Source organism: Bacillus sp. FSL R5-0654 (assembly GCF_038008745.1).
Taxonomy (GTDB): Bacteria; Bacillota; Bacilli; order Bacillales; family Bacillaceae; genus Bacillus; species Bacillus safensis.
Window position 1 is genome coordinate 1,865,264 of the sequence record NZ_JBBOZV010000001.1, and the last position, 25,368, is coordinate 1,890,631.

Annotated in this window: 22 protein-coding genes; 7 read left to right on the forward strand and 15 right to left on the reverse strand. The window is 44.0% G+C overall.

The genetic code is table 11. From position 1 onward, the window contains the following. Positions 1 to 2: 2 nt before the first annotated feature. The 3 genes from NSS76_RS09305 to NSS76_RS09315 are packed head-to-tail and all read right to left on the reverse strand — an operon-like array spanning position 3 to position 1,629. Positions 3 to 488 (reverse strand): DMT family transporter, encoded by a 486-nt coding sequence (locus tag NSS76_RS09305; RefSeq protein WP_024425671.1) that lies wholly within the window; start codon positions 486 to 488, stop codon positions 3 to 5. A 21-nt stretch (positions 489 to 509) separates the two neighbouring features. Beyond that, positions 510 to 1,190 (reverse strand): Crp/Fnr family transcriptional regulator, encoded by a 681-nt coding sequence (locus NSS76_RS09310; protein ID WP_024425672.1) that lies wholly within the window; start codon positions 1,188 to 1,190, stop codon positions 510 to 512. Positions 1,191 to 1,203: 13 nt separating this feature from the next. Next, positions 1,204 to 1,629 carry a DMT family transporter gene (locus NSS76_RS09315; protein ID WP_024425673.1) on the reverse strand — a complete coding sequence of 142 codons (426 nt, stop codon included), beginning with the start codon at positions 1,627 to 1,629 and terminating at the stop codon, positions 1,204 to 1,206. A 211-nt stretch (positions 1,630 to 1,840) separates the two neighbouring features. Here NSS76_RS09315 and NSS76_RS09320 point away from each other — a divergent pair, with 211 nt between their 5' ends. Next, entirely contained in the window at positions 1,841 to 3,268 is a 1,428-nt protein-coding gene (locus NSS76_RS09320) for an aldehyde dehydrogenase family protein (protein ID WP_172881496.1), read from the forward strand. A gap of 70 nt (positions 3,269 to 3,338) precedes the next feature. On the opposite strand, the gene NSS76_RS09325 is transcribed toward NSS76_RS09320, so the two are convergent. Further along, positions 3,339 to 3,737 (reverse strand): DUF3221 domain-containing protein, encoded by a 399-nt coding sequence (locus NSS76_RS09325; RefSeq protein WP_341081929.1) that lies wholly within the window; start codon positions 3,735 to 3,737, stop codon positions 3,339 to 3,341. A 260-nt stretch (positions 3,738 to 3,997) separates the two neighbouring features. Here NSS76_RS09325 and NSS76_RS09330 point away from each other — a divergent pair, with 260 nt between their 5' ends. Then, on the forward strand, positions 3,998 to 5,815 hold the full coding sequence (locus NSS76_RS09330; RefSeq protein WP_213405131.1) for an assimilatory sulfite reductase (NADPH) flavoprotein subunit: 1,818 nt from the start codon (positions 3,998 to 4,000) through the stop codon (positions 5,813 to 5,815). 33 nt (positions 5,816 to 5,848) lie between these two features. After that, positions 5,849 to 7,567, forward strand: a complete 1,719-nt coding sequence (gene cysI / locus NSS76_RS09335; protein WP_044335260.1) for an assimilatory sulfite reductase (NADPH) hemoprotein subunit — start codon at positions 5,849 to 5,851, stop codon at positions 7,565 to 7,567. Positions 7,568 to 7,596: 29 nt separating this feature from the next. Here the strand turns inward: cysI and NSS76_RS09340 are convergent, their stop codons facing one another. The 10 genes from NSS76_RS09340 to NSS76_RS09385 all read right to left on the reverse strand — a co-directional run bounded on the left by NSS76_RS09340 (position 7,597) and on the right by NSS76_RS09385 (position 19,709). Further along, the gene (locus tag NSS76_RS09340; protein WP_341081933.1) at positions 7,597 to 9,531 is read right to left on the reverse strand and encodes an AMP-binding protein; all 1,935 of its coding nucleotides are present in this window, start codon (positions 9,529 to 9,531) and stop codon (positions 7,597 to 7,599) included. Between the two features lie 13 nt (positions 9,532 to 9,544). Further along, the gene (locus NSS76_RS09345) at positions 9,545 to 11,068 is read right to left on the reverse strand and encodes an acyl-CoA carboxylase subunit beta (RefSeq protein WP_281237124.1); all 1,524 of its coding nucleotides are present in this window, start codon (positions 11,066 to 11,068) and stop codon (positions 9,545 to 9,547) included. Between the two features lie 18 nt (positions 11,069 to 11,086). Further along, entirely contained in the window at positions 11,087 to 11,869 is a 783-nt protein-coding gene (locus tag NSS76_RS09350; protein WP_073205854.1) for an enoyl-CoA hydratase, read from the reverse strand. Positions 11,870 to 11,893: 24 nt separating this feature from the next. Further along, a complete protein-coding gene (locus tag NSS76_RS09355) occupies positions 11,894 to 12,790 on the reverse strand; it encodes a hydroxymethylglutaryl-CoA lyase (RefSeq protein ID WP_172881161.1) in 897 nt (298 codons plus the stop codon). Positions 12,791 to 12,801: 11 nt separating this feature from the next. Further along, complete coding sequence (locus NSS76_RS09360) at positions 12,802 to 13,017, reverse strand: acetyl-CoA carboxylase biotin carboxyl carrier protein subunit (protein WP_044335272.1); 216 nt, start codon at positions 13,015 to 13,017, stop codon at positions 12,802 to 12,804. Beyond that, positions 13,014 to 14,363 carry an acetyl-CoA carboxylase biotin carboxylase subunit gene (locus NSS76_RS09365; protein WP_213405137.1) on the reverse strand — a complete coding sequence of 450 codons (1,350 nt, stop codon included), beginning with the start codon at positions 14,361 to 14,363 and terminating at the stop codon, positions 13,014 to 13,016. The genes NSS76_RS09360 and NSS76_RS09365 overlap by 4 nt, the downstream gene beginning before the upstream one ends. A gap of 8 nt (positions 14,364 to 14,371) precedes the next feature. Beyond that, the gene (locus NSS76_RS09370; RefSeq protein ID WP_024425683.1) at positions 14,372 to 16,009 is read right to left on the reverse strand and encodes an AMP-binding protein; all 1,638 of its coding nucleotides are present in this window, start codon (positions 16,007 to 16,009) and stop codon (positions 14,372 to 14,374) included. A gap of 42 nt (positions 16,010 to 16,051) precedes the next feature. Continuing rightward, the gene (locus NSS76_RS09375; protein WP_341081945.1) at positions 16,052 to 17,194 is read right to left on the reverse strand and encodes an acyl-CoA dehydrogenase family protein; all 1,143 of its coding nucleotides are present in this window, start codon (positions 17,192 to 17,194) and stop codon (positions 16,052 to 16,054) included. Positions 17,195 to 17,336: 142 nt separating this feature from the next. Continuing rightward, positions 17,337 to 18,878 carry a glycoside hydrolase family 10 protein gene (locus tag NSS76_RS09380; protein WP_198457397.1) on the reverse strand — a complete coding sequence of 514 codons (1,542 nt, stop codon included), beginning with the start codon at positions 18,876 to 18,878 and terminating at the stop codon, positions 17,337 to 17,339. Positions 18,879 to 18,902: 24 nt separating this feature from the next. After that, positions 18,903 to 19,709 carry a tyrosine-protein phosphatase gene (locus NSS76_RS09385; RefSeq protein WP_133744080.1) on the reverse strand — a complete coding sequence of 269 codons (807 nt, stop codon included), beginning with the start codon at positions 19,707 to 19,709 and terminating at the stop codon, positions 18,903 to 18,905. Between the two features lie 150 nt (positions 19,710 to 19,859). Between NSS76_RS09385 and NSS76_RS09390 the strand changes: the two genes are divergently transcribed. Then, positions 19,860 to 20,624 carry a DeoR/GlpR family DNA-binding transcription regulator gene (locus tag NSS76_RS09390; protein ID WP_133744081.1) on the forward strand — a complete coding sequence of 255 codons (765 nt, stop codon included), beginning with the start codon at positions 19,860 to 19,862 and terminating at the stop codon, positions 20,622 to 20,624. A 17-nt stretch (positions 20,625 to 20,641) separates the two neighbouring features. Here NSS76_RS09390 and NSS76_RS09395 read toward each other — a convergent pair whose 3' ends face one another. Continuing rightward, positions 20,642 to 21,220 carry a branched-chain amino acid aminotransferase gene (locus NSS76_RS09395; protein WP_133744082.1) on the reverse strand — a complete coding sequence of 193 codons (579 nt, stop codon included), beginning with the start codon at positions 21,218 to 21,220 and terminating at the stop codon, positions 20,642 to 20,644. 122 nt (positions 21,221 to 21,342) lie between these two features. Here NSS76_RS09395 and NSS76_RS09400 point away from each other — a divergent pair, with 122 nt between their 5' ends. The 3 genes from NSS76_RS09400 to NSS76_RS09410 all read left to right on the forward strand — a co-directional run bounded on the left by NSS76_RS09400 (position 21,343) and on the right by NSS76_RS09410 (position 25,301). Continuing rightward, positions 21,343 to 22,476 (forward strand): CdaR family transcriptional regulator, encoded by a 1,134-nt coding sequence (locus tag NSS76_RS09400; RefSeq protein ID WP_151863028.1) that lies wholly within the window; start codon positions 21,343 to 21,345, stop codon positions 22,474 to 22,476. 78 nt (positions 22,477 to 22,554) lie between these two features. Beyond that, positions 22,555 to 23,964: a glycolate oxidase subunit GlcD gene (gene glcD, locus NSS76_RS09405; RefSeq protein ID WP_341081956.1), complete on the forward strand. Its 1,410-nt coding sequence runs from the start codon at positions 22,555 to 22,557 to the stop codon at positions 23,962 to 23,964. Then, the gene (locus NSS76_RS09410; protein WP_341081958.1) at positions 23,961 to 25,301 is read left to right on the forward strand and encodes a (Fe-S)-binding protein; all 1,341 of its coding nucleotides are present in this window, start codon (positions 23,961 to 23,963) and stop codon (positions 25,299 to 25,301) included. The genes glcD and NSS76_RS09410 overlap by 4 nt, the downstream gene beginning before the upstream one ends. Positions 25,302 to 25,368 lie beyond the last annotated feature (67 nt).

A 25,368-nucleotide genomic window follows, 5' to 3' on the forward strand; every position in this document is an offset into this window, starting at 1 on the left:
AGCTACTTTTGTGGCAGCCCTTTTTCTTCTGATTGCTCCTCTTCTGCTGACTCCAATTTGGTCAATTTAAACACCAGGATCCCCGCAACAATCACAATGACACCTAATAGTTTTGCGGGGGAAAATTCCACTTTCTCTAACCCAAGCCAGCCAAGCGAATCGAACAAAAGCGCGGAGCCGAGCTGTGAAATCAGGACAATCGAGATTCCATAAGTCGGACCGAGACGTTTGATGCTTTGAACGAGGCAGATGACCACCCCTACTCCAATGGCTCCGCTAATCCAGTACCACGCTTCCATATGTCTTAATTGAAACATGCCGGTTCCTTCTAGCAAAAGACCCATCAAAAGTGAAGCAATAAAGCCCATACCTAGAACGAGAGTGGTCGTTGACCAAGAGCCTGTCTGCTCATTGACCTTACTGTTAAAAATGGTTTGTAAGCTGACGAGTGCGCCAGCCGTGATGGCTAATCCTATTCCTATGATCATGTCTGAATCCCTTCATTTCTTCTATTCATAAATGTTTCGCTCCGCTATTTCTAAGAGTCCTTCCCGGTCAAGAATCGTAATCTTCCCTCTTCGCCTCTCTATCAGCCCTTTTTCACAAAATTGCTGAATCACCCGGTTAATATGACGGTAGCTTGTACCAATTAAGCTCGCCGCATCAGTAAGACGCAGTGCGCTCGCGCTGTTATCCCCTGTTAACACAGACAATAAGTAGCTTGCGAGTCTGACCTCTACAGGATATAAAAGGTGGAAGCTCAAATCGTTTGATTTCGTATAAAATTTGTTTGTGATGCCCTTTAGTAAAAAGGTTAACACGCGCGGGTCATCCTTCGCATGGCGCATGAGCGCTTGATGAGAAATCCTTAGCATATGTACTTCTGTGACAGCCTCCACTGTATTGACCATATCAGTCTGCTGAACGTATTCAATATCTCCAATCGCTTCAAGAGGATGTTTAAAACAAAGAATGAAGGTCTTTCCTTCTTTTGTGGTGGTGAAAATCTTTAATTTTCCTTTTACTAACAAGTACAAGTGCTCCCTCTGATCTCCCTTTGAACAAATCAGCTCACCTTGCTCATAGCGCCATAAGCTGACGTGTGATATGAGTTTCTGATGAAAGACGTTTTCTAATTCATGTGCCTTGAGATAAGAGGAAAATAGAGATTCATCATGAAGCTCCTCCATCTGACGCCCTCCTTTATAGCTTTAAAATGATTACGCCTGCGATCATCAATAGAATTCCTGCATAATGCTGCCATTTCATTTTCTTCTTCTGTACACCAAACCATCCTTTTGCATCGATTGCAAAGGTAAATGCCAGCTGAGCAATGAGTAAAGCAGCGATGGTCAGTGTGACACCGATCATTTGAATCGCAGTCACTTCATTGAAAATAATAATGGCTGCAAATGCACCGCCTACTAAATAAAGCGGCTGCACCTTTTGATATTCCCTGAAGTGTCCGTCACGTACGATCAGTAAAATGATCAGTGCGATCATAAAGCCGGTCAGCTGCGTGATGGTTGCCGCCTGCCATGTCCCGATATCCTGGCTGATTCTTGCGTTTGCTACGCCTTGCAGTGTAATACAAGCGCCTCCTAATAAAGCGAAAATAACACCTTTCATTCGTTCAAATGCTCCTTCTTTTTCAGTCTAGTTCCATTAAAAGATAGATGCCCTGATGTTGAAAAGGACATATGTCCCACTTTGCGTATTATATCAGAAACTTTTTCTTTTACAGTTGCATCGTTTTAGATTTTTCACAGTGGGTACAGTTTTATATCACCTGAAAACAGAATATTGAATTGAATCACATATAAAAAGGAGACATGTCAGAATGAGAAATCAAGAGAAACATTTTATTAACGGAGAATGGATCGCATCAACAGGAAACGAAACGACGGAAGTCATCAATCCTGCTACAGAGGAAGTCATTGGCACCATTAGTTTAGGAACAAAAGAAGATTTAGATAAGGCAGTCAAAGCTGCTCGTACCGCCTTCCCTTCTTTCTCAAAAACATCTCGAAATGAACGCGTAAAGATGCTGGAAAACATTGTGCGCGGCTACGAAAAGCGTAAGGATGAACTAATTGAAGTCATGACACAAGAGCTCGGTGCACCGCTGAAAGTATCGGAAGAGGTTCATTACAAAATGGGACATGAACATTTTTCTAAAGCAGCGGAAGCACTTAAATCGTATACATTTACTGAGGACCGCGGCGGACACACCATTATAAAAGAAGCGATTGGTGTCAGCGGATTGATTACACCTTGGAATTTCCCAACAAATCAAACATCACTTAAAATCGCGGGTGCCATTGCAGCAGGCTCACCAGTTGTCTTAAAGCCTGCGGAAATTACACCTTTTGCCGCAATGATTCTTGCAGACATCATTGATGAAGCTGGCGTACCGAAAGGCGTCTTCAACCTAGTAAACGGAACTGGTGATGTCATTGGTGACGGCATTAGCTCACACCCTGATATTGACTTTGTTTCATTTACGGGATCAGGTGCTGTCGGCTCTAAAATAATGGAAAATGCTGCAGACAATATTAAGAAAGTGGCTCTTGAGCTCGGCGGGAAATCCCCTCTTATCATCTTAGATGATGCAGATGTGGATGAGGCAGCCGAAACAGCCGTTCATCATATTGCGATGAATACAGGTCAAGTATGTTCCGCAGCTACACGTGTGCTGATTCCTGAATCAATGAAAGATGCATTTGAAAAAGCGCTGCTGAATGCCCTGCCGAAGTTTACAGTTGGTGATCCGCGAGAAGATCACGCCACTGGCCCGCTTGTCTCCAAAAAGCAATGGGATACCGTGCAGTCTTATATTGAAAAAGGAATTGAAGAAGGTGCTCACCTGCTTGCTGGGGGAACTGGTAAGCCGGACGGACTAGACAAAGGATATTTCGCCAAGCATACTATTTTCACAAATGTGAAAAATGATATGACCATTGCGCAAGAGGAAATATTCGGACCCGTCATGAGTGTGATCACATATCAAGACTTGGATCATGCCCTTGAGATTGCCAATGATACAGTGTACGGTCTTGCTGGCTATGTGGTTGGAAAAGATGAAAAAACATTAAAATATGTAGCTGAACATATTCGTGCCGGTCAAATTACCATTAACAACGCCGAAACAGATTACTTTGCCCCATTTGGCGGCTTTAAGCAATCTGGTATCGGAAGAGAATGGGGAGACTTCGGTATCGAGGAATATTTAGAAGTAAAAGCCGTGATGGGACTTCCAACAGCATAATTTGAAAAAAGGAGAAAAACTCTAAGGTTTTTCTCCTTTTTCATGATAGAAAGAATCTGCCCCCTGCCCCCTACTTATCCATCATGATTTTATATTTTTCGACCTTTGCTTTAGGAGGAAACGATTCTTGTAACTCATCAAACCAAACCTCAATCGTTTGACCCTGTGACAGCTCTTTAGAATCTACTTTTGTTAAATCCATAACGATGAGATCATTTTTATACTTTTCAATAAGAAGATGTGTATTCAATGAATCATCGTTTTTTAGAGGCGTTTTATTGTTTATAAGAAGTAAATTCGTCTCCCCTTTTCTTAGCAGGATGCCTTTTTTTGAAAAAGGTGCTGTCGTTTTATTTTTATTGTACGAATCTTTTATATTGCCCTGTGGAGAATTACACGCTACTAATAAAATGAGAAAAATCAAGATGACAAGCCGAAAACATTTTATATTTTTAAACTTTATCTGCATTAACTTTCATACACCCCTTTTCAATCCCTTACGATCGTCTCTTCATTCAAAACGGCCCATTTTTCTAAAGATGCTTTATACAGTTAAGCGATTCACCTTCAAGTTCTGTCACCTTGCAAAGGTATTAGAAATCTTAATCATGACAATCAATATTATATATTTTACTTAATGGCAAACTTTCGGTAAAGTTCAAATTGAACCTATATATATAATTCCTATCGAATTAATCTATGTTTATATTCCTTGTGAGGTGGATATCGTTGCAACTTCATGTATTGAACAGTCCGTTTAGTCAGGAGCAGGCAGAACTGCTTAATCAGCTGCTTCCGACTTTAACAGATCAGCAAAAAATTTGGCTTACCGGTTATTTATCAGCACAGGCAGCTTTAGCCGGATCAGAAAATACTGCCCTAGCCCCTTCTCTTTCTGCCGCAGCACCAGCGCAGCCTATCAGCAAAGATGTGACCGTCCTTTATGGCTCACAAACAGGCAATTCTGAAGGGTTAGCAAAAAAGACAGCTCAACATCTTGAAGAGAAAGGTTTTCAAGTGACGCTCTCTTCTATGTCAGATTTTAAACCAAATAGTCTGAAAAAAATAAACAATTTACTGATTATCGTCAGCACACATGGCGAGGGAGATCCGCCTGATAATGCCCTTTCTTTCCATGAATATGTTCACGGCAGACGTGCACCAAAGCTTGATCATTTAAGCTTTTCTGTCCTATCACTTGGTGACAGCTCTTACGAATTCTTCTGTCAAACAGGTAAAGAATTTGATGAGCGCTTAAAAGAGCTTGGCGGAACGCGTCTTTTCGATCGAGTGGACTGTGATCTTGATTATGATGAGCCGTTTTCTGAATGGCTTCAAGGGGTGGCATCATCACTTAGCGAAGGCGGAGCCGCAGCCCCGCAGGAATCAGCGGAAGCGAACACTCAAACGGCAGCATCTGAATACTCAAGAACAAATCCTTTTTATGCTGAAGTGCTTGAAAATATCAACTTAAATGGCCGCGGTTCTAACAAAGAAACCCGTCATTTAGAGCTTTCTCTTGAAGGATCAGGACTTGTTTATGAGCCGGGTGACAGCCTTGGTATTTATCCAACAAATGATCCTGCGCTTGTTGATGAACTGATCACAACATGCGGATGGAATGCAGAGGAAGCCGTAACCGTTCATAAAAACGGCGACACGCTTCCTTTAAAAGAAGCACTTACCTCTCATTTTGAGATTACCGTATTGACAAAACCTCTTCTTCAAAAGATGGCGTCCTTTACAAAAAGCGAAGCCTTGCAGGCCCTTTTAGAAGAAGGAAACGAAGAAAAGTTAAAAGCGTATATAGCAGGAAGAGATTTAGTAGATGCTGCTCGTGATTTCGGTCCTTTTGAAGGAACAGCGGCAGACTTCACTGCCATTTTAAGAAAAATTCCGGCTCGCCTCTATTCCATTGCAAGCAGCCTGAAAGCCAATGAAGAAGAAGTTCATTTGACGATCGGTGCTGTGAGATATGATGCTCACGGAAGAGAACGTCAGGGTGTCTGCTCAATCTTATGTGCGGAGCGCTTAGAGCCAGGTGATAAGCTGCCTGTTTATATCCAGCACAATCAAAACTTTAAGCTTCCTGAAAACCCTGAAGCACCGATCATTATGGTAGGACCAGGCACAGGCATCGCCCCTTTCCGTTCCTTTATGCAGGAGCGCGAGGAAGTCGGTGCAGACGGAAAGTCATGGTTGTTCTTCGGTGATCAGCACTTTGTGACGGATTTCTTATATCAAACCGAATGGCAAAAGTGGTTAAAAGATGGTGTGTTAACGAAAATGGATGTGGCTTTTTCACGAGATTCAGAGGAAAAAGTATATGTCCAGCATCAAATGAAGAAACAAAGTAAAGAATTATTCGAATGGCTGGAGCAAGGTGCCTATGTATATGTCTGCGGAGATGAAAAACATATGGCGCATGATGTTCATAATACCCTTCTATCAATCATCCAAGAAGAAGGTGCGATGAGCAAAGAGAAAGCTGAAAGCTATCTAGCCAACTTGCAGCAGCAAAAACGCTATCAGCGTGACGTATATTGATTGAATGCTTGAAAGAAAGGAGCTTTTACTTACATGGTGAAGACAGCATTAACAGCGCCGGATGGACCTCCGAGCGACGTAGAGGAAATCAAAGAAAAAAGTGATTATTTACGGGGTACTTTAAAAGAAGTGATGCTTGATCCGATTTCAGCGGGTATTCCTGATGATGATAACCGTCTGATGAAGCATCACGGCAGTTATTTACAGGATGATCGTGACCTGAGAAATGAACGGCAAAAACAAAAGCTTGAGCCTGCCTATCAATTTATGCTACGCGTCCGCCTGCCTGGCGGAATCGCTACATCCAAACAGTGGCTTGTAATGGATGAGCTTGCTCATAAATATGGAAACGGTACGTTAAAGCTGACAACTCGTGAAACCTTTCAGCTTCACGGTATTCTAAAATGGAACATGAAAAAGACCATTCAAGACATTCATTCCACTATGCTTGATACGATCGCTGCTTGCGGCGATGTGAACCGTAATGTCATGTGTACGTCAAATCCTTATCAATCAGAAGTGCACCATGATGTATACGAGCTCGCCAAAAAATTAAGTGATGACCTGCTTCCACAAACAAGAGCGTACCATGAAATTTGGCTTGATGAGGAAAAGGTAGCAGCAACGCCTGATACAGAGGTTGAGCCGATGTATGGTCCACTTTATTTGCCAAGAAAATTCAAGATTGGTGTGGCGGTCCCTCCTGCTAACGATATTGATGTTTTTTCGCAGGATTTAGGCTTCATTGCGATTATTGAAAATGATCAATTAGTCGGTTTTAATGTCGCGATTGGCGGTGGAATGGGCATGACTCATGGTGATACAGCGACCTATCCTCAGCTTGCAAAAGTAATTGGCTTTTGTACACCGGAACAAGTTGTAGAGATTGCCAAACAAGTGATCACCATCCAGCGGGACTACGGAAACCGTTCGGTGAGAAAAAATGCCCGCTTTAAATATACAGTGGACCGTCTTGGTCTTGAGAATGTAAAAGAAGAGCTTGAGCGCCGCCTTGGTTTTTCCCTATTAGACGCAAGAGATTATCACTTCGATCATAACGGTGACCGCTATGGGTGGGTAAAAGGAATCAATGGCAGATGGCATTATACAATGTTTGTAGAAGGCGGACGTATCACGGATTACGATGATTATCCGCTGATGACAGGTATTCGTGAAATCGCAAAGATTCATACAGGTGACTTCCGCTTAACAGCGAATCAAAATTTGATCATTGGAAACGTCACATCTCATAAAAAGAAACAAATCGAGCAGCTCATTCAGGAGTTTAGTTTGTCAGATGGACAGCAGCACTCTGCACTGCGCCGCAGTTCAATGGCCTGTGTTGCTCTTCCGACATGCGGCTTAGCGATGGCAGAGGCAGAACGCTACCTCCCGCGCTTAATTGACAAAATTGAAGAGATTGTCGAAGAAAATGGCTTAAGTGATAAAGAAATCACGATTCGTATGACTGGATGTCCAAATGGATGCGCCCGTCATGCGCTTGGTGAAATTGGCTTTATCGGGAAATCACCTGGTAAATACAACATGTATCTTGGCGCTGCGTTTGATGGCAGCAGATTAAGTAAACTGTACCGAGAAAATGTAGGAGAAGAAGACATTTTAAACGAGCTTGGCTCTCTTCTCCCCCGCTATGCAAAAGAACGCGCGGAACATGAACATTTCGGTGATTTTGTGATTCGGGCAGGTATTGTAAAAGAAACAACAGATGGCACGAATTTTCATGTGCAATAAAAAAGACAGGACGCTCTCCTGTCTTTTTTTTATGGACTTTGTTTCCTTTTCAAGTATTCGCAAATGCTGTTATACACATCAGGATTATCTAGAGACGAAAGATCTGGTGAAGGCTGCTGTTCATAAGCTCCTTTTAATAAACGACGGACGATTTTTCCGTTTCTTGTTTTCGGTAAAGCTGAAATGAGATGAATTTCCTTTGGTGTGAGCGCTTTTCCCGCATATGAACCAACATGTATTTTGAGCTCTTGAATGAGTGCAGCTTCTTCGAAAGACTGTGAATTGGCCACAATGAAACAAACTAGTGCTTCTCCCTTCACCTTATCCTTTACTCCAATCACAGCAGCCTCATGTACGGCTGGATGCCCGACAAGAATGGATTCAATTTCAGCTGGACCAATGCGTTTACCTGCTGTATTAATGACATCATCCGATCTGCCCGTGATATGGAATGCGCCATCCTCTGATTGCATCACCCAATCACCGTGCGTCCACACCCCATCAAATCGTTTAAAATAGGTGTCTTCATATCGCTCCGGATCTTTCCAAAACCCACATGTCATGCCGACCCACGGCTTTTTCACAACAAGCTCCCCTACCTCATTCAGAACGCTCTCTCCGGCCTCATTATACACATCTGCCGCCATTCCTAAGATTGCCGCATTAAAAAGGATCGGTTTGATTGGACGAAGCAGCGTACTTCCTACAATACCGCCAGAAACCTCTGTTCCCCCTGAGTAATTTAAGATTGGAATGTGCTTTTGACCAATGGTGTTAAAAAGCCATTGCCATGGTGCTTCATTCCACGGTTCACCTGTAGATATGATGGCTTTCACATGCGGCAGCTCAATGTCTGAAAGGTTTTGCTGCATCGCAGATCGAACAAAAGTAGGTGAAAGTCCAAAATGGGTGACTTTTTGCTCGTGGATGAATGACCAAAGGTGTTGTTCATCTGGATAATCGGGGGCGCCGTCATATAAAACAATTGCAGCTCCATTGATCAAGCCGCCAAAGACGAGAAAGGGCCCCATCATCCATCCCATGTCTGTGAGCCAAAACAAACGGTCTCCTTTTGCAACGTCCATACAAAGACCGGCATCAAAAGCCGCTTTTACAGGAAAGCCTGCGTGTGTATGAACAGCCCCTTTTGGTGTACCGGTTGTTCCAGACGTGTATAAGATCATAAGAGGCTCTTCATTTGAAAGATAAGTCGTTTTACTCAGTGGTTCCTCTTTTAACAAATCGTTTAACTGAATATCCTCTTTATATCCAGTAGAAGAGGAAGCATGTACAATGACTGTTTGGACAGTCTTGGTTTTGTCGATCGCTTCTGCCGCACATTCACGCATGTTGATCGTCTTTCCCCGGCGCGTCACGCTAGAGCCTGTGACGACAATGGTTGCACCTGATGCACGAATACGTACGGCAAGAGGCTCGCTTCCATAGCCAGAAAATACCGGGCTAAAGATGACACCAATCTTTGCAAAGGCAAGCATGACGGCAGCTGTTTCCGGAAGCATCGGCATATAAATGACCGCTACATCTCCTTTTTGTATTCCCTTCTTCAAAAAACCAGCAGCGAGACGATTGACCTTTTCTTGAAGTTCGAGGAACGTCCATCTTCTCTCTTCTCCCGCTTCATTTCTCCACATCACAGCTGGTTGATGCTGGGTTTCTTCATTCTCTGCCCATTTGTCAACAGCCGTTTCGACCACGTTGAGCCGTCCGCCTTTGTACCAATTGGGCCACATGAATGAATCTTGGCCTAATGCGGCTTCATACGGCTTCTTCCACACGATGCCGACCGCCTTTTCGGCTTCTCTCCAAAACCAATCGGTCCGCTCGATACTAGCTTGATAGAACGCATCATAAGTAGAAAAACCAAGTGAATGCATCCATTTGTAAAGGCGTGTTTGTTTCATCATCTGCTCTTCGGGTATCCACGCTGGTTTTAGGTTCATCATGAGGCCGCCCCCTTTAGACCGGATAAACCGGGTGTTTTCGTCTTGTAAATGTCATCTCTTTAGAGGTATAGGCTTGTAATCTATGACAAAGCTCATCTCGCAAATGGTCAAATGGAATGACACCATCGACAATCATTTCAGAGGCAAGCTCATATATATTCATATCTTCCTGATATTCCTTGCGTTTCTCTTGAATAAATGCCGCTCTTTCCTCAGCAGGCAGTTCGGCAATTTTATTCGCATAGACAGCATTTACAGCGGCTTCTGGCCCCATGACAGCAATTTGTGCTGATGGAAGAGCAAGACAGCAGTCCGGTTCAAAGGCCGGTCCTGCCATAGCATATAAACCTGCACCATATGCTTTACGAACAATGACGGATATTTTCGGAACGGTTGCCTCTGACATGGCGGAAATCATTTTCGCCCCGTGCCTGATAATGCCTGCTTGTTCTACTTTGGTTCCGATCATAAACCCCGGTATATCGGCAAGGAAAAGGAGTGGAATATGAAAGGCGTCACATAGCTGAATAAACTTAGCCGCTTTGTCGGCTGAGTCATGGAATAAAACGCCGCCTTTTACCCTCGGCTGGTTGGCAATAAGACCGACAGGCTGACCATTCATGCGGCCAAAGCCTGTGATCAATTCTGCGGCAAACAGTTTTTTGATTTCAAAAAAAGATCCTTCATCAATGAGTAAATCAATGAGCTGATACATATCAAAAGGGGTATTCTGCCCTTTAGGGATGAGGTCTTGGATGGTGATCTCTGATGGTTTAGGTGCGATTGCGGCTGCCCGTTTTGGTTTTTCTGTATAGTTGGCAGGCATGTAAGTTAAATAAGTGCGGGCGATTTGAATGGCTTCTTCCTCGGTTTTTGCTAAAATATCGCCGCATCCAGAAATGCTGCAATGCATTTTTGCTCCGCCCATTTCTTCAAGTGATACTTTCTCTCCAATCACCATTTCGGCCATTCGCGGTGAGCCTAAGTACATTGAGGCATTCCCTTCGACCATGACGACGATGTCACAAAAAGCAGGAATGTAAGCACCTCCGGCTGCCGAAGGACCAAATAGTAAACAAATTTGCGGAATACGTCCAGACAGCTTCACCTGGTTATAAAAAATGCGGCCTGCACCCCTTCTGCCTGGAAACATGGCGATTTGATCGGTGATTCTAGCACCCGCAGAGTCAACTAAATACAGCATTGGGCAGTTGAGCTTTTCGGCTGTTTCCTGGATTCTAATGATTTTTTCTACCGTTTTGACGCCCCATGATCCTGCTTTGACGGTAGAATCATTTGCCATGACGCAAACAGTTTGCCCATTCATCCGCCCTGTCCCTGTGATAACACCATCTGCTGGTAAATGTTCATTTTGACACTCGGCAAACATGGCATCCTCAATGAAAGAATCCTCATCTAATAACAACTGGAGGCGGTCACGGACAAACAATTTTCCTTTTTCTTTGTTTTTTTGATGGTATCGGTCTGCCCCGCCTTTCAGAATCTGCTGTTTTTTTAGTTCATATTCTTCGATCATACCCATTCCCCTTTCTTGCTACCTGCCTCTGTATTGAGGCGTTCGTTTTTCTTGGAAGGCTCGAAGACCTTCCGTTCGATCTTCTGTCTCAATGAGCCGTAGATAGGCTTCGTATTCCTTTGTCAAACCTGTATGCAAATCGTGATCAAGGCTTGATTGAATCGCTTGTTTCGCTTCTTTTAAGGCAAGCGGGCCATTTTTGATGATTTGTTTTGCAAGAGAGATGGCATCGTTCATGAGGGAATCTGCTACAGAGATATGCTCAATCAGCCCGATTTGAATGGCTTCTTCTGCTTGTATTGATGCGCCTGTGAAAATAAGTTCTTTTGCTTTACCGAGTCCAATGAGGCGCGGAAGGCGCTGCGTCCCTCCGGCTCCTGGTATGATAGCTAGTCCTGTTTCTGGCAGGCCGAGTCTTGCTCCGGCTCGTGCAATGCGGAGATCACAAGCGAGCGCGAGCTCAAGTCCTCCACCCAGTGCGTGTCCGTTCATCACTGCAATGACAGGTACAGGAATAGATTCAATCTCGATAAAAGTTTGCTGAATCGAAAGAACAGCTCCTTTCGCTTCTGCTTCTGTCATCAATCGTCGTTCTTTTAAATCTGCTCCAGCACAAAAGACTTTTGAACCGGCTCCTGTAATGAGAAGACAGCGAATGCTTTCATCGTGTTTGATTTCTTGAATAATTTGATTGATCTCCTCCAGCATTGGAGCAGATAGGGAATTCGCTTGTTCTGGCCTGTTTAAGGTCATGATAGCGATCTGTTCATCTTGTATCGAAAAATGGACCAATGATGTCATGTTATTCATCCTTTATGAAATAGTCTAAGAGTGATAAGCACGTAAACAGTGACTAGGTAAGGTTCGATCTACTTTTGCTTCAATCCATTCTGCCGCTTTAATTAATGCAGGAAGGTGAATATTTGTCTCAATTCCTAGTTTTTGAAGCATATGCACCACATCTTCTGTCGCCACATTTCCGCTGGAACCAGGTGCATAGGGACATCCGCCGAGCCCGCCGCTGGAGGAGTCAAATATGGTGATCCCTGCTTTTAATGCCGTATAAATATTCGCAAGAGCCATCCCCTTCGTATCATGAAAATGAAGAGCGATTTTATCAGCAGGAAAACGTTCGAGTAAAATGTCTAAGCGCCTTTCTACTTGAAGCGGATGGGCTTCACCGATGGTGTCACCGAGAGATATTTCATCAATGCCATAAGAAAGCAAAATATCCGTTAACCGGAGGACTTGATCCATTGGCACTTGTTTTTCATATGGGCAGCCAAACACGGTGGAAATATACGCGCGCGTGTTTTTTCCTGCTGCTTTTAAATCAGCTGTCATTTGTTTGATAACAGGAAGTGTTTCGTGGATGGATTGATTCATATTTTTCTTGTTATGTGTTTCACTCGAAGAGATGAACATAGCGCCTGTGTCAAGATTGGCTTCAAAAAAATGAGCTAAGCCTTTTTCATTGGGAATAAGTGCTGCATAGGTGATGTCGTCTTTTTTGTTAAAGGATTGGGTGAGTTCTTTGGCATCTTTTAAGGCTGGAACCCATTTAGGATGAACAAATGATGTGACTTCAATATAAGGGAGCTGGGCTGCTGCGAGCAGATCAATCCACGTTCGCTTCTCGCCTGTGTCAAGCCAGACTGATTCATTTTGCAGTCCGTCCCGCGGGCCGACCTCCCTGATAAGCACACTCTTTGGTAATGCCATCTGGCTCCCTCCTATTCTGTTAGTTCTAAAAGAACCTCTCCTTCATCGACAAACTCTCCCTCTCCCTTATACACTTTACTGATGATCCCGGCCTCTTCAGCAACGATCGGAATCTCCATTTTCATTGATTCTAAAATGGCAACCTCCTGTCCTTTTTGCACTTCATCGCCTTGTTTCACAAGAAGCTTCCACAAGTTTCCGGCCATTTGAATTGTGACAGTTTTCATGAACGGTTTTCCTCCCTTTTTTTCATGAGAAAATCGGTGGTGATGCTGCCTTGTAAGAAAGCAGAAGATCCGGTCATTTCCCTTAAAAGCGGTAAGTTGGTTTTGATCCCTTCTATTTCATATGCTTGTAATGCCCCTTTTAATCGTTCTATTGCAAGTTTTCGTGTATCACCGTAAACGATCATTTTCGCAATCATTGGATCGTAAAAAGGGGTAATGATGCTTCCATTTCTCACGCTTGACTCATGACGGATATACGGAGCTTCAGGTGTGGAAAGCCGAGTGATCGTTCCTGGTGATGGATAAAAGGTGACGGGATCTTCCGCATAAATTCTAACCTCGATGGCATGGCCGATTTGATGAATATCCTCCTGATTAAAGGAAAGCGGCTCACATGCAGCGATTTTCAGCTGTTCCTCGACAAGGTCAATGCCTGTAATTTCTTCTGTGACAGGGTGCTCTACTTGTAATCTTGTGTTCATTTCTAGGAAATAAAAGTGTTGATGCTGATCAACTAAACATTCAATCGTTCCTGCATTTTCATACCCAATCGCTTTGGCTGCTTTGACGGCCATCTCCCCCATCTGATGTCTTACTGATTCATCAAGACAGGCGGCTGGTGCTTCTTCAATGATTTTTTGATGTCTTCGCTGGAGTGAGCAGTCGCGCTCAAATAAGTGAACCCCATGACCGAAGGAATCAAAAAGGACCTGAATTTCAATGTGCCGAGCGTTTTCAATAACCTTTTCCATATACAGCGTCCCATCGTTGAAAAAGCTTTGCGCTCTTTTTTGATTCCCTTCAAAAGCCCTGTACAGCTCCTCGTCATTTTGCACGATCTGCATGCCAATTCCTCCGCCCCCGCTTGATGCCTTGAGCATGATCGGATAACCGAGTGACTGCGCTTGACTGACCCCTTCTTCTGCATCATGCAGCGGAGCTGAAACGCCTGGTACAATGGGGATACCTGCTTGAGCCATCGTTTTTCTTGCTTCAATTTTATTCCCCATTCGCTGAATGACTTGTGCGGATGGGCCAATAAAGGCGATTCCTTCGCTGCGGCAGCGTTCTGCAAAGGCTGCATTTTCTGATAAGAGGCCATATCCTGGGTGGATGGCATCTGTATTTGTCTGTTTGGCTACACGAATGATGGCTTCCATGTTTAAATAGCTTTCAGATACTTTCGCGCCTCCAATCGGATAGGCGCTGTCTGCTTCTTGCACATGAAGTGCATGCTGATCTGCTTCTGAATAAACGGCGACGGTGTGGATTCCGAGCCTTTTACACGTTCGAATAATTCGCCGGGCAATTTCGCCTCGATTGGCAATCAGTACTTTTTGAAACATCACTGCCTTCACTCCTTTATTAGATCAAGCGCCTGCTTTTTCAGACGAAATTTTTGAATCTTCCCTGATGCGGTCATTGGATACTCGTCAGTGATGAAAAAATATTTAGGAATTTTGTAGCGTGCCATTTGCGACTGACAATAGCTGGTGAGTGTCTCAATTGTCACCGTCCTACCTTGTTTAAGCCGAATGAATGCGGCGGCTTCTTCTCCATACGTCTCGTCAGGTATACCAACGACCTGTGCATCAAGAATATCCGGATGAGTGTAAAGAACATCCTCAATCTCTTTTGGGTAAACATTCTCCCCGCCTCTAATGATCATATCTTTCAGCCGTCCTGTGATTTTCACATAGCCGTCCTCATCCATCTCTGCTAAATCACCCGTATGAAGCCAGCCGTCCTGATCAATCACTTCATTTGTGGCTTCTTCATTTTTATAGTAGCCTTTCATCACATGATAGCCTCTTGTACACAGCTCTCCTTGTTCTCCTCTTGGTACTTCCTCCGGCGTGCCTGGAACGGTGATTTTCACTTCAATGTGAGGAAGCGCCCGGCCGACCGTTTGAACCCGCCTTTCAAATGAATCATCCGTTCTTGTTTGGGTAATGACAGGAGAGCTTTCGGTCTGTCCGTAAGCAATCGTGAGCTCCTTTAGTCCCATTTGTTCAATGACGGCTTTCATCACATGGGATGGGCAAAGAGAACCTGCCATAATGCCCGTTCGTAATGTGGACAGATCGTATTGGTGAAAATTCGGATGGTCGAGTTCTGAAATGAACATTGTCGGGACGCCGTGAAGTACGGTGCACTTCTCTTTTTCCACTGTTTGAAGAACTCTCTCTGGATGGAAGGATTCAATTGGAATGATCGTTCCTCCTTTTGTGAGACAAGCAAGCACGCCAAGAACGGATCCAAAGCAATGAAAGAAAGGAACAGGGATACACATGCGGTCCTTTTGGGTGAGCTTCATACAATCTGCGATTTGTCTGGCATTGCAGACAATGTTTGTATGGCTGAGCATGACTCCCTTTGGGTAGCCGGTTGTGCCTGAAGTATATTGCATATTAATGACATCATCAGGCGCAAGCTCATCCATTCGTTTCTCCCACTCATGATTCTCTGTTCTTTTAGCAGCTGCGTGAATACTGTCCCAGCTGCGCATGCCCTTTGGCGTGTGCTCGCCAATATAGACGACACTTTTTAAATAAGGAAAAGATGAGGATGTGATCTCACCTTGATGAGCGTTTTGAAGCTCCGGTATGAGTTCTTCAAGCATTTTGACATAGGATGTCTCTTTAAAGCCGTCTACGATAAACAGCATGCTGCTATCAGAATGCTTGAGTAAATAAGCGAGTTCTTGTGCTTGAAAGTTCGTATTCACGGTGACAAGAACGGCTCCAATCGACGCGCAGGCGAATTGCAGCATAAGCCATTCAGGTACATTGGGCGCCATGATGGCGATATGATCCCCTTTTTGAACCCCTAATGCCATAAGACCTTTCCCAGTTTCCTTGACTTCTCGATAAAACGCTTCATATGAATAACGTAAAGAACGTTCTGGATACACAATGGCTTCATGTGCTGGGTGCTGCTCCCTTTTCTCTTTTAATAGGGAGCCGATCGTTTGTGGATGAATCGACATCATGGCTTTCCTCCTCCATTGATGGTAAGCGTTTTCATTATCGAATTACGCTAACAGTTGTCTTGCGATGACTAGACGCTGAATTTCAGAGGTCCCTTCTCCAATTTCCATTAGCTTGGCATCTCTCACAAGCCGTTCTACACCACATTCTTTCATGTAGCCTGTTCCCCCGTGAATTTGAACAGCATCAAGACTTGCTTTTGTCGCTATTTCAGAAGCGAAGAGTTTGGCATAGGCAGCTTCTTTTGTAAACGGCTTGCCGTGATCTTTCAGCCAAGCGGCTTTCCACACCATTTGTCTGGCAAGCTCTATTTGCATCGCCATATCTGCCAGCTTAAACTGAATCGCTTGGAAGGAAGAAAGGGTCTGCCCAAATTGCTTTCTTTCTTTTGCATGCGAGAGCGAAGCATCTAGTGCAGCTTGTGCGATGCCAACTGATAACGCAGCAATTGAAATGCGCCCCCCGTCTAATGTATATAAAAATTGCTTAAAGCCTTTCGCTGGGTCTCCTAAAATATTCTGGGCTGGTACACGTACACCGTCTAAAATGATTTCTGCTGTATCTGAACCGCGCACGCCCATTTTGTCATATGGATTTGTAATGGTCAGCCCTTTTTGCCCTTTCTCCACAATGAAGGCGGAGATGATCGGGCGGCCGTTTTCATCTTGATCCGAGACAGCAGTGACGATAATGGTTCTGGCAAAATTGGCGTTTGTGATCCAGCACTTCTCCCCGCTAATGACATACTCTTGTCCGTCTTTGACTGCTTTTGTTTTCGTCCCTTTTGCATCTGACCCTGCATTTGGTTCTGTTAATCCGAAGGAACCAAGTGCTGTTCCAGAAGCCAGCGGGACAAGGTGGTCCATCTTTTGCTCCTCTGTACCGAAGTAATAAAGCGGGCTTGCGCCTAAGGAGACGGCTGCGGCATAGCTAAGACCTGTACTGGCACACTGTTTTCCGATTTCTTCTACAGCGAGTGCATATGATATCGTATCTCCTCCTGAGCCGCCGTATTTCTCTGGAAAGGGGATGCCCATAAAGCCGAGCTCCCCCATTTTTTGAAACGTTTTGGCTGGGAATACGGCCTGTTCATCAATGGTTTGAGCGAGTGGTGCAATTTCTGCTTTGGCGAAATCTTTGACCATCTGGCGGATCATTTGTTGTTCTTTCGTTAATTCAAAATCCATCTTGCTTCCCCCTTTAGCTCTTTCTATCATATTTATTAATCAAGCAGCTGCTTCATGCCAAGCTTGATTGAATTCAGAAAATTAAAACAAGAATAATAGAAAAAAAGCATGAACGAAGAAAATCTCACTCATGCTTTTTCTGTTATTTCACTATTTTTGTAGAAGGCTTGCTTTCGTGATGAAGCCGATTAAGAGCCGTAATCTTGTAAGTATCCATTTTCTTTTGATTGACTGGGAGGTCTTTAATCGTTGTTATGGCGCCTTTTTCTTTTCTAACCGTTTGCAGCAATTCATATGTTCCTTTATTTGTTAATCGATAGACCGCATAATAGGATACGGTAGAATGCGAATCATTTTTGATTTGTAAAGCCGCACCATCCGCTGTCTTTTTCACAGATTGAATGATTGGTTTTTTAGGTGCTTTCTGATGAAGCCAAGGCATTTCTGGAATGAGAGCTGGTTTGCGGTATGACTCTTCTATCAATCGATCCTTTACATTCAAAGGGTTGCGATTGAGATCCTTCAGGCTGAAATGCATGCTTCCCTGCACAAGCTGTGACTGCCTGTTCAGCTCAATCTGCCTAAAATATTCTTCCGGGTCAGACCAAGCAGGGTCACTGTTTTGATTAATTTTATATGCCGCCTGCCCAATGTACAGATGAACCGGCTCCCCTTTCACCTCATTTGACCACCATTTCGTCAGCACTTCATAAGCGGCAGCTTGAAAGCCGATGCTCCAGTAAATTTGTGGAGTAACATAATCAATATCGTGCTGCTGAATCCACTCTCTTGTATCAGCATACAAATCATCGTAGTTGGTCATTCCTGCAGTGGTGTTTGAACCAGTCGGGTCATCTTTTATGTTGCGCCATACCCCGAATGGACTAATACCAAATTTCACATACGGCTTTTCTTTCTTAATGGTGTCATTGATTTGCTTCACTAGCTGATTCACATTATCTCTTCGCCAATCTTCTATATGTGTAAATGCTTTTTTTCCATATGTTTCATACGTTTCTTGATCTGGAAATGGTACACCGGCTATTTTATATGGATAAAAATAATCATCCATATGCACGGCATCAATATCGTAGTTTTTCACAACTTCTTCTATACCGCCGATAATGAAGTCCTGAGTTTCAGGAATACCAGGATTGTAATAAAGCTGATTACCATACGCAATCGTCCAATCAGGATGTTGTCTTGCAGGGTGATCGGCAGACAAACGGCTGAGATCAGTATGATTCATTGTGATTCGGTAAGGGTTAAACCAAGCGTGAAATTCAAGGCCGCGTTTATGAGCTTCTTCGATCATAAACTCAAGCGGATCGTACCCCGGATCTTTCCCTTGTGTTCCAGTCAAATATTCTGACCACGGCCCGTATGCTGAAGGATAAAAGGCATCTGCTGTTGGTTTAATTTGCATAATGACGGCATTCATATTCATCGCTTTGATTTCGTCTAACAAACGAATAAACTCTTGCTTCTGCTCTGCTACGGGCAGCCCCTTCTTTGAGGGCCAATCTAAGTTATAAACCGATGCAATCCATACCGCGCGCATCTCTCTTGTGCTCTCAAGCTTCCCTTTTGGCACTGCACGAGCTGCTAGACTGCTAGAAGGAATCAATAAAAATACAAACATCAACATCAGTGTTAAAACTGTCATACTGATCTTTTTCAGCATGTTTTGCATCACCTCATCTTAAGTTTATTCCGCTTTTTGTGATGGAATGCCAGCAGATGGTGTAAGCAGAATGTTTTTCATTTCATTGAGATGAGCTTCAGGGACTTTGCAGGCTTCAATTAAATACCGCTCTGCACTCCCGTATGTCTCCAGCATTTCGTGCAGCACATCTTCAAGATAATCTTGCTGCACACCGACAAGCGGCTGAATTTGTTCTTTTGACACCCGGTATAAACTCATCAATCGGACAAATCGTTCCTGCCTTCTGACGAGCATTTGCACGCCTTCATTGGAACGCATGTATTCACTTAAAACGACAGCCAGCGGTACACCTGCCACCAACTGAATCAGGGCAGATAAAAAACCTGTACGGTCCTTGCCACTCGTGCAGTGAAGCATCAGCGGGTAATGGCTTTGATCTGAAAGCAGTGTGAACAGCTGACGAATCTCTTCTTTACGCTCTGTCAGCATGCTTTGATATAACTCTTTCATGATCGGTGTAAATGAGAGAGACTTCCCTTCTGTTACCAGCATACGAAACATGGTCCATTTACTTGGCATCTTACTGTCAGGCTGCATCGGAATATGGACGATTTTGTCGTGTTCCTTGATCTTTGGCGGATGTGATTTACGTTCTGAGGCTGTACGGAGGTCACAAACGGTTTGAAGTCCGAGTGCTGAGAATATCTCAATGTCTTGTTTCGACAAACGGGATAAGTCTGCGGATCGATAAATCATTCTCTGTTTGATCACCATCCCATCTGTTGTTTGAAGTCCCCCTACTTCTCTAAAATTCGCAAGCTTTGAAAATGGGTTGTTTGATTGATTCATAGAAGTGAAAGTTCCTTTCTAGTTTCTTTCTTTTTTCTATCATACGCTTTTATATCAAAGGAGAAAAGAGAATCAATTGACCTAATCCATGTAAGAGAATTTATTGGTATAATGGAAAAAGGACATTCGGATTGATTGGAGATATGAAGTATGATAAAAACAAAACGGATTCAGCAAATCAAAGAGTATGTGTTTGACCGTGAATCTGCCTCACTTGATGAGCTTGTTGCGCATTTTGGTGTCTCAAAAAACACGATACGCCGAGATGTACAGGCGTTGGTCGAGTCCGGCGTACTCAAAAAAGTGTATGGCGGAGTGGCTGTGAACCACTCAACGTTAGTCGTGTATCAGGAGCGAAAGATCCGTCAGCTCAGTAAAAAGCAATTGATCGGTCAGACGGCTGCCGCTTTTGTGGAAAACGGGGATATGATTTTTATTGATTCAGGTACGACAACGCTTGAGATGCTCCCCTATTTGACGGAGAAACAGGTGACCATTGTGACCAATAATGTGGATTTCATTACACAGGCGATGCCTTATGAAAATCTCACCATCTTTTCCACTGGTGGGATGCTTGAAAGAAAAACGAATTCTTTCGTTGGTTATCAAAGTGTTGAGCGCTTAAAAGCTTACAATGTCAATAAAGCCTTTATCGCATCAACTGGTTTATCCATTGATCACGGCGTCACGAATTCGTCTCCGCTTGAAACCGATATTAAAAAGACGCTTGTTCAAAAAAGTGCCAAAACCTTTTTATTAGTGGATGATAGCAAATTCGATCATTACGCCTTGACCACGTTTTGTGATTTGCACGAGATTGATATCGTCGTGACCAATCAGGAGCCACATGAAGATTATCTTCAATATGGAAAAGAGCATGATGTACAGTTTGTCACACCTTCATCAAATGAATAGATGGACAAAAAAACGGCTCAGGAATTTGAGCCGTTTTTTGATTCATTGATTTCAAGCTGTATGATCATACGGAATAAAAATCGATACACGGCCGAGATGACGTCAATGAAAGCCGTATCTTCGTGGATATTCTCAAGCTCAAGAAGCTGCAAATTCACATCAAATAAGCCATCTTGTCCATTAAATTGAAGCTGAGCACCATTTAATGGCGATAGCATGTCCTTTAGAATATTCGTGTCTTTTTTAGGACGTTTTAAACCGAATAGGACGGTATACGTCTGAAACACTTCATCCCATTCAATGGCCAAGCCATCCACTTTCACGACATCAAACCACTTGGATTCGATATAAATGAATTCTTTTTGATGTTTTTTCACATATGTAAGCGGTGTGTTTAGAAATGAGGGGTTTTCTGTTTGAATCATGTTCTCTGATTCCTTGTCTACACGCTCTATATATACATCGCCAAAACGGGCTTCTTCTTTTATTCTCGCTCCTTCTAATGTCCAATTGCGGCGCGCCGCTTCATCATATTCGAAGTCTGTCAGCGCCTGTCCTTCTTTTAATAGTTCTTGTAAGCGATTTAGTAACGACATGGCTATGTCTCCTTTCTTCTTCATGTGCATTCATTATTTTAGCATAACTCATGAAAAGAAAGATATGTCCTAGCATATGATGGTATGATAGTGTCAAAAGAAACATCTCGGAGGGGTACGTTTTGCTCACAATGACACTGGCAGAAAAAATCGTAGATGAGGTTAAAAAGGTGCTGACTGAGGAAATCATCATCGCACAAACAAACGGCACCATCATTGCAGCCACAGATCCAGCGCGCGTTGGACAATTTCATGAAGGAGCGTATCTGACATCTTTTGAAGGACAGAAACGAATTCTCACAAAGGATGACCAGCAGCACATGAAAGGCGTCAAAGCTGGCATCAATCTGCCTATTTATTTTAAGCAAGAGGTCATCGGGGTCATTGGAATGACAGGAGATCCTGTACATGTGTCTCCTTTTGGCGAAATATTAAGAAAAATGACCGAGCTGCTTATTCATGAACATGAATTTTTTCAAGAAACTGAAACGGATGAACGTCAGCTCGAAGCGTTTGTATTCGACTGGCTTCATCTGCCAGAGACAGCGATTGATCTCACTGAAAAAGCGTCGCGGCTTCAGCTTGATATCAACAAGGAGCGTGCAGTTGTTCTGATCGATTGTCAGGATGAATCGTTTATGAAGCAGAATCAATACAAAGAATTGAAGGAAACGCTGCATCTCAACATCCAGGAGATCATCGTCCGCTGGGGGCATGGCCGCTTTTTACTCATGCTGCAAACAACAGCAGATGATCGTAAAGCCCTGCAGCAGCGCCTGTTTCACATCCATGCCTCCCTTACGGCGCGGAGCTCGCCCGGGGTTTTGATTGGAGCGGGAAAACCAGCAGCTGCTCATTTGATGAAGCAATCGTTTCAACAAGCCTTTCGAGCATTAAAAATGGCCCATGCTGATACCCCGATTGTATTTGATGAAGATTTAACGCTCGAACTTTTTATGGAGGAAGTCAGTCAGGAAACAAAAGAAGTGTTTCTCGATCGAACGATCGCCCCTCTTTTCCCCTATCCTGAATTAGTGAAAACATTGCGGGTACTCATGACCTCAGATTGCTCATTGAAATATACCGCAGAAGCGATGCATGTCCATATCAATACACTGCATTACAGACTAAAACGAATCCAAGATTTAACGACACTCGATCCAAAGCGCATGCAAGATGCCATGCTCTTTTATTTAGCCTTCATGCTATTAGATAATGATCCAAAAAAACGAAGCAAACAGCCTGATATTTTGTAGAATCGTCCATAGGCATGAGGCGATTCTTTTTTTATACTGAAAGAAACGATACGTCTCATCAATAGGAGTTGAATGCGTATGTTACATTCTGAATTTTTAAATCAATTAAAAAAGATTGTTGGCGCGTCTTACATGCAGGACAGTAAAGCCGATCGGCTTGCCTACTCTTATGATGCAACACCAAATTTTCAGCATATGCCAGATGTCATCGTAAGCCCGCATACGGCTGAGGAAATCCAGCAAATTGTCCGGCTCTGCGCCTCATATAACATACCGATCGTGCCAAGAGGATCAGGAACGAACCTTTGTGCAGGCACATGTCCCACTCAAGGCGGACTTGTGCTGCTGTTTACAAGAATGAACCAATTAATAGAAATAGATGAAGAAAACCTGACAGCAACGGTGCAGCCTGGTTTGATCACACAGGAACTTATTCGCCAAGTAGAGGCGAAAGGCCTCTTCTATCCACCTGATCCAAGCTCTATGAAAATCTCTACATTAGGCGGAAATATTAATGAAAATTCAGGTGGTCTGCGGGGGTTAAAATATGGTGTGACAAGAGATTATGTACTTGGACTTGAAGTCGTTCTCCCAAACGGTGACATCATCAAAACAGGCGGCAAGCTTGCAAAGGACGTTGCCGGATATGATATGACCCGTTTGTTCGTAGGTTCAGAAGGAACGCTTGGGATTGTCACTGAAGCTACGCTAAAGCTTTTGCCGCTTCCAGAAACAAAACAAACGATGCTTTGCTTATATGAAAGTTTAGAGGAAGCCGCCGCTTCAGTGTCGGCGATTATTGCAGAGCGTATCATCCCCGCCACATTAGAATTTATGGATCAGCCGACTCTGGAAGTCGTTGAAGACTTTGCAAAAATCGGTTTGCCGACTGACGTTCAAGCGGTGCTGTTAATCGAACAAGACGGCCATCCCGAGGCGGTTTCCCGTGATATGCAGCGCATCGAAAAAGTTTGTCAGCAGCACGGTGCAAAAGAAGTAAATATCGCTCATTCTGAAGAAGAGGCAAATGCACTTTTAACAGCGAGACGATCCGCTTTATCTGCCCTCGCCCGGTTAAGCCCGACGACCATTTTAGAAGATGCTACAGTCCCTAGGTCTGAAATTGCCCGCATGGTGCGGGCGATCGAAGACATTGCGAAGCAGTACAAAGTGAAAATCTGTACATTTGGTCATGCAGGTGATGGCAATTTGCATCCTACTTGTGCAACAGATGCAAGAAATGAAGAAGAAATGAAACGGGTGGAAGAAGCCTTTCAGGCCATTTTTGAAAAAGCAGTCTCACTTGGCGGCACCATTACGGGTGAACATGGCGTGGGTCTTATGAAAGCCCCTTACTTAGAACTAAAAGTTAAAAAAGAAGGCATTGCGGCAATGAAAGCGATCAAACAAGCGCTTGACCCGGAAAATATCATGAACCCGGATAAAGTGTTCGGAAAAGCCGCAAGAAAGCGGGTGGTGGTCTCATGAGTTCTAAACAAACAGAGATTCAGCAAGCATTTCAGCAGCAAATGGACGAAAAAGAGCTGCTCAATTGCATGCGCTGCGGATTCTGCCTTCCTTCCTGCCCGACTTATATTGAATCTGGTCAACAAGAAACACACTCTCCCCGCGGCCGAATTGCTTTAATGAAGGCGGTGAGAGACGGCGTCATTGAGCCAGATGAAGATGTCGAGCATTCACTGAATCTTTGTCTTGGCTGCCGTGCATGTGAACCGGTCTGCCCTTCCGGCGTTAAATATGGACGGTTACTTGAAGATGCAAGAGACATCATTCAGCAGCACAAAAAACAATCCATTCCTGTCAAACTTGTAAGACGTGTAGTGTTTAAAGGTCTCTTTCCTTCACAAAGCCGAATGAGGCAAGCAGCAGGACTTCTTCGATTTTATCAAACATCTGGTCTGCAAACGGCCGCCCGTAAAACTGGCATGCTGAAGGTGCTTCCACCGCACTTACGCCTGATGGAACAGGCGCTTCCAAAGGTGCCGCGTCAACGAAAAAGCCGTTTGCCGGAATACAAAGCCGCCGGCGTAGCGAGAAAACGGGTCGCCTTTTTTACTGGCTGTTTAATGGACACCGTTTTTTCCAGCACAAACGAAGCGACCATCCAGCTTTTGCAGCTGGCAGGCTGTGACGTCATCGTCCCTCCTATTCAGACGTGCTGCGGAGCGCTCCATGGCCATAGCGGTGAAAAAGAACAAGCGAAACAGTTAGCAAAGCGGAATATTGAAGCGTTTGAAGAGATAGATGCGGATGCCATAGTCATGAATGCGGGCGGTTGTGGCGCTTTTTTAAGTGATTATGATCATTTGCTTTGCGATGATCCGGATTTTCAAAAGCGAAGTGAATCCTTCTCAAAGAAAATCACAGATATATCAGACATTTTAGTGGAGCTGGAATTTCACCGCCGCATGCCGCTTGCTTTGCCAGAGCAGGTCATCACCTATCAGGATTCTTGTCATTTGCGGAACGGAATGGGTGTACAGCATGCACCAAGGGTGCTGATGAAGGCCATTCAAGGTGTATCATTTAAAGAAATGAAGGATTCGGGCCGTTGCTGCGGCTCAGCTGGCATTTACAACATCTTGCAGCCAAAGATGTCGATGCAAATTTTAGATCATAAAATGACAGAAGCCACTCAAACAAAGGCCGCTGCCATCGTTACGTCTAATCCAGGCTGTCAGCTGCAAATGGCAGCAGGCATCAAACGCTCAGGGCACTCACCGAGCATGCGTGCCGTCCATCTAGCTGATTTATTATTAGAAGCCGTTCTATATGGAAAAAAAGCGTCCAGCCCATCAAGCTGAACGCTTTTTTCATGCATATCTTTAGACAATCGGTTAGATAATAGAGGCAAATCGCCGAAGGAGCTGG

Bases quoted from the DNA above. Each gene is read 5' to 3' on its own strand.
- NSS76_RS09305 (WP_024425671.1), bottom strand. From the start codon at position 488: ATGATCATAGGAATAGGATTAGCCATCACGGCTGGCGCACTCGTCAGC.
- NSS76_RS09310 (WP_024425672.1), bottom strand. From the start codon at position 1,190: ATGGAGGAGCTTCATGATGAATCTCTATTTTCCTCTTATCTCAAGGCA.
- NSS76_RS09315 (WP_024425673.1), bottom strand. From the start codon at position 1,629: ATGAAAGGTGTTATTTTCGCTTTATTAGGAGGCGCTTGTATTACACTG.
- NSS76_RS09320 (WP_172881496.1), top strand. From the start codon at position 1,841: ATGAGAAATCAAGAGAAACATTTTATTAACGGAGAATGGATCGCATCA.
- NSS76_RS09325 (WP_341081929.1), bottom strand. From the start codon at position 3,737: ATGCAGATAAAGTTTAAAAATATAAAATGTTTTCGGCTTGTCATCTTG.
- cysI (WP_044335260.1), top strand. From the start codon at position 5,849: ATGGTGAAGACAGCATTAACAGCGCCGGATGGACCTCCGAGCGACGTA.
- NSS76_RS09340 (WP_341081933.1), bottom strand. From the start codon at position 9,531: ATGATGAACCTAAAACCAGCGTGGATACCCGAAGAGCAGATGATGAAA.
- NSS76_RS09345 (WP_281237124.1), bottom strand. From the start codon at position 11,068: ATGATCGAAGAATATGAACTAAAAAAACAGCAGATTCTGAAAGGCGGG.
- NSS76_RS09350 (WP_073205854.1), bottom strand. From the start codon at position 11,869: ATGACATCATTGGTCCATTTTTCGATACAAGATGAACAGATCGCTATC.
- NSS76_RS09355 (WP_172881161.1), bottom strand. From the start codon at position 12,790: ATGGCATTACCAAAGAGTGTGCTTATCAGGGAGGTCGGCCCGCGGGAC.
- NSS76_RS09360 (WP_044335272.1), bottom strand. From the start codon at position 13,017: ATGAAAACTGTCACAATTCAAATGGCCGGAAACTTGTGGAAGCTTCTT.
- NSS76_RS09365 (WP_213405137.1), bottom strand. From the start codon at position 14,363: ATGTTTCAAAAAGTACTGATTGCCAATCGAGGCGAAATTGCCCGGCGA.
- NSS76_RS09370 (WP_024425683.1), bottom strand. From the start codon at position 16,009: ATGATGTCGATTCATCCACAAACGATCGGCTCCCTATTAAAAGAGAAA.
- NSS76_RS09375 (WP_341081945.1), bottom strand. From the start codon at position 17,194: ATGGATTTTGAATTAACGAAAGAACAACAAATGATCCGCCAGATGGTC.
- NSS76_RS09380 (WP_198457397.1), bottom strand. From the start codon at position 18,878: ATGCTGAAAAAGATCAGTATGACAGTTTTAACACTGATGTTGATGTTT.
- NSS76_RS09385 (WP_133744080.1), bottom strand. From the start codon at position 19,709: ATGAATCAATCAAACAACCCATTTTCAAAGCTTGCGAATTTTAGAGAA.
- NSS76_RS09390 (WP_133744081.1), top strand. From the start codon at position 19,860: ATGATAAAAACAAAACGGATTCAGCAAATCAAAGAGTATGTGTTTGAC.
- NSS76_RS09395 (WP_133744082.1), bottom strand. From the start codon at position 21,220: ATGTCGTTACTAAATCGCTTACAAGAACTATTAAAAGAAGGACAGGCG.
- glcD (WP_341081956.1), top strand. From the start codon at position 22,555: ATGTTACATTCTGAATTTTTAAATCAATTAAAAAAGATTGTTGGCGCG.
- NSS76_RS09410 (WP_341081958.1), top strand. From the start codon at position 23,961: ATGAGTTCTAAACAAACAGAGATTCAGCAAGCATTTCAGCAGCAAATG.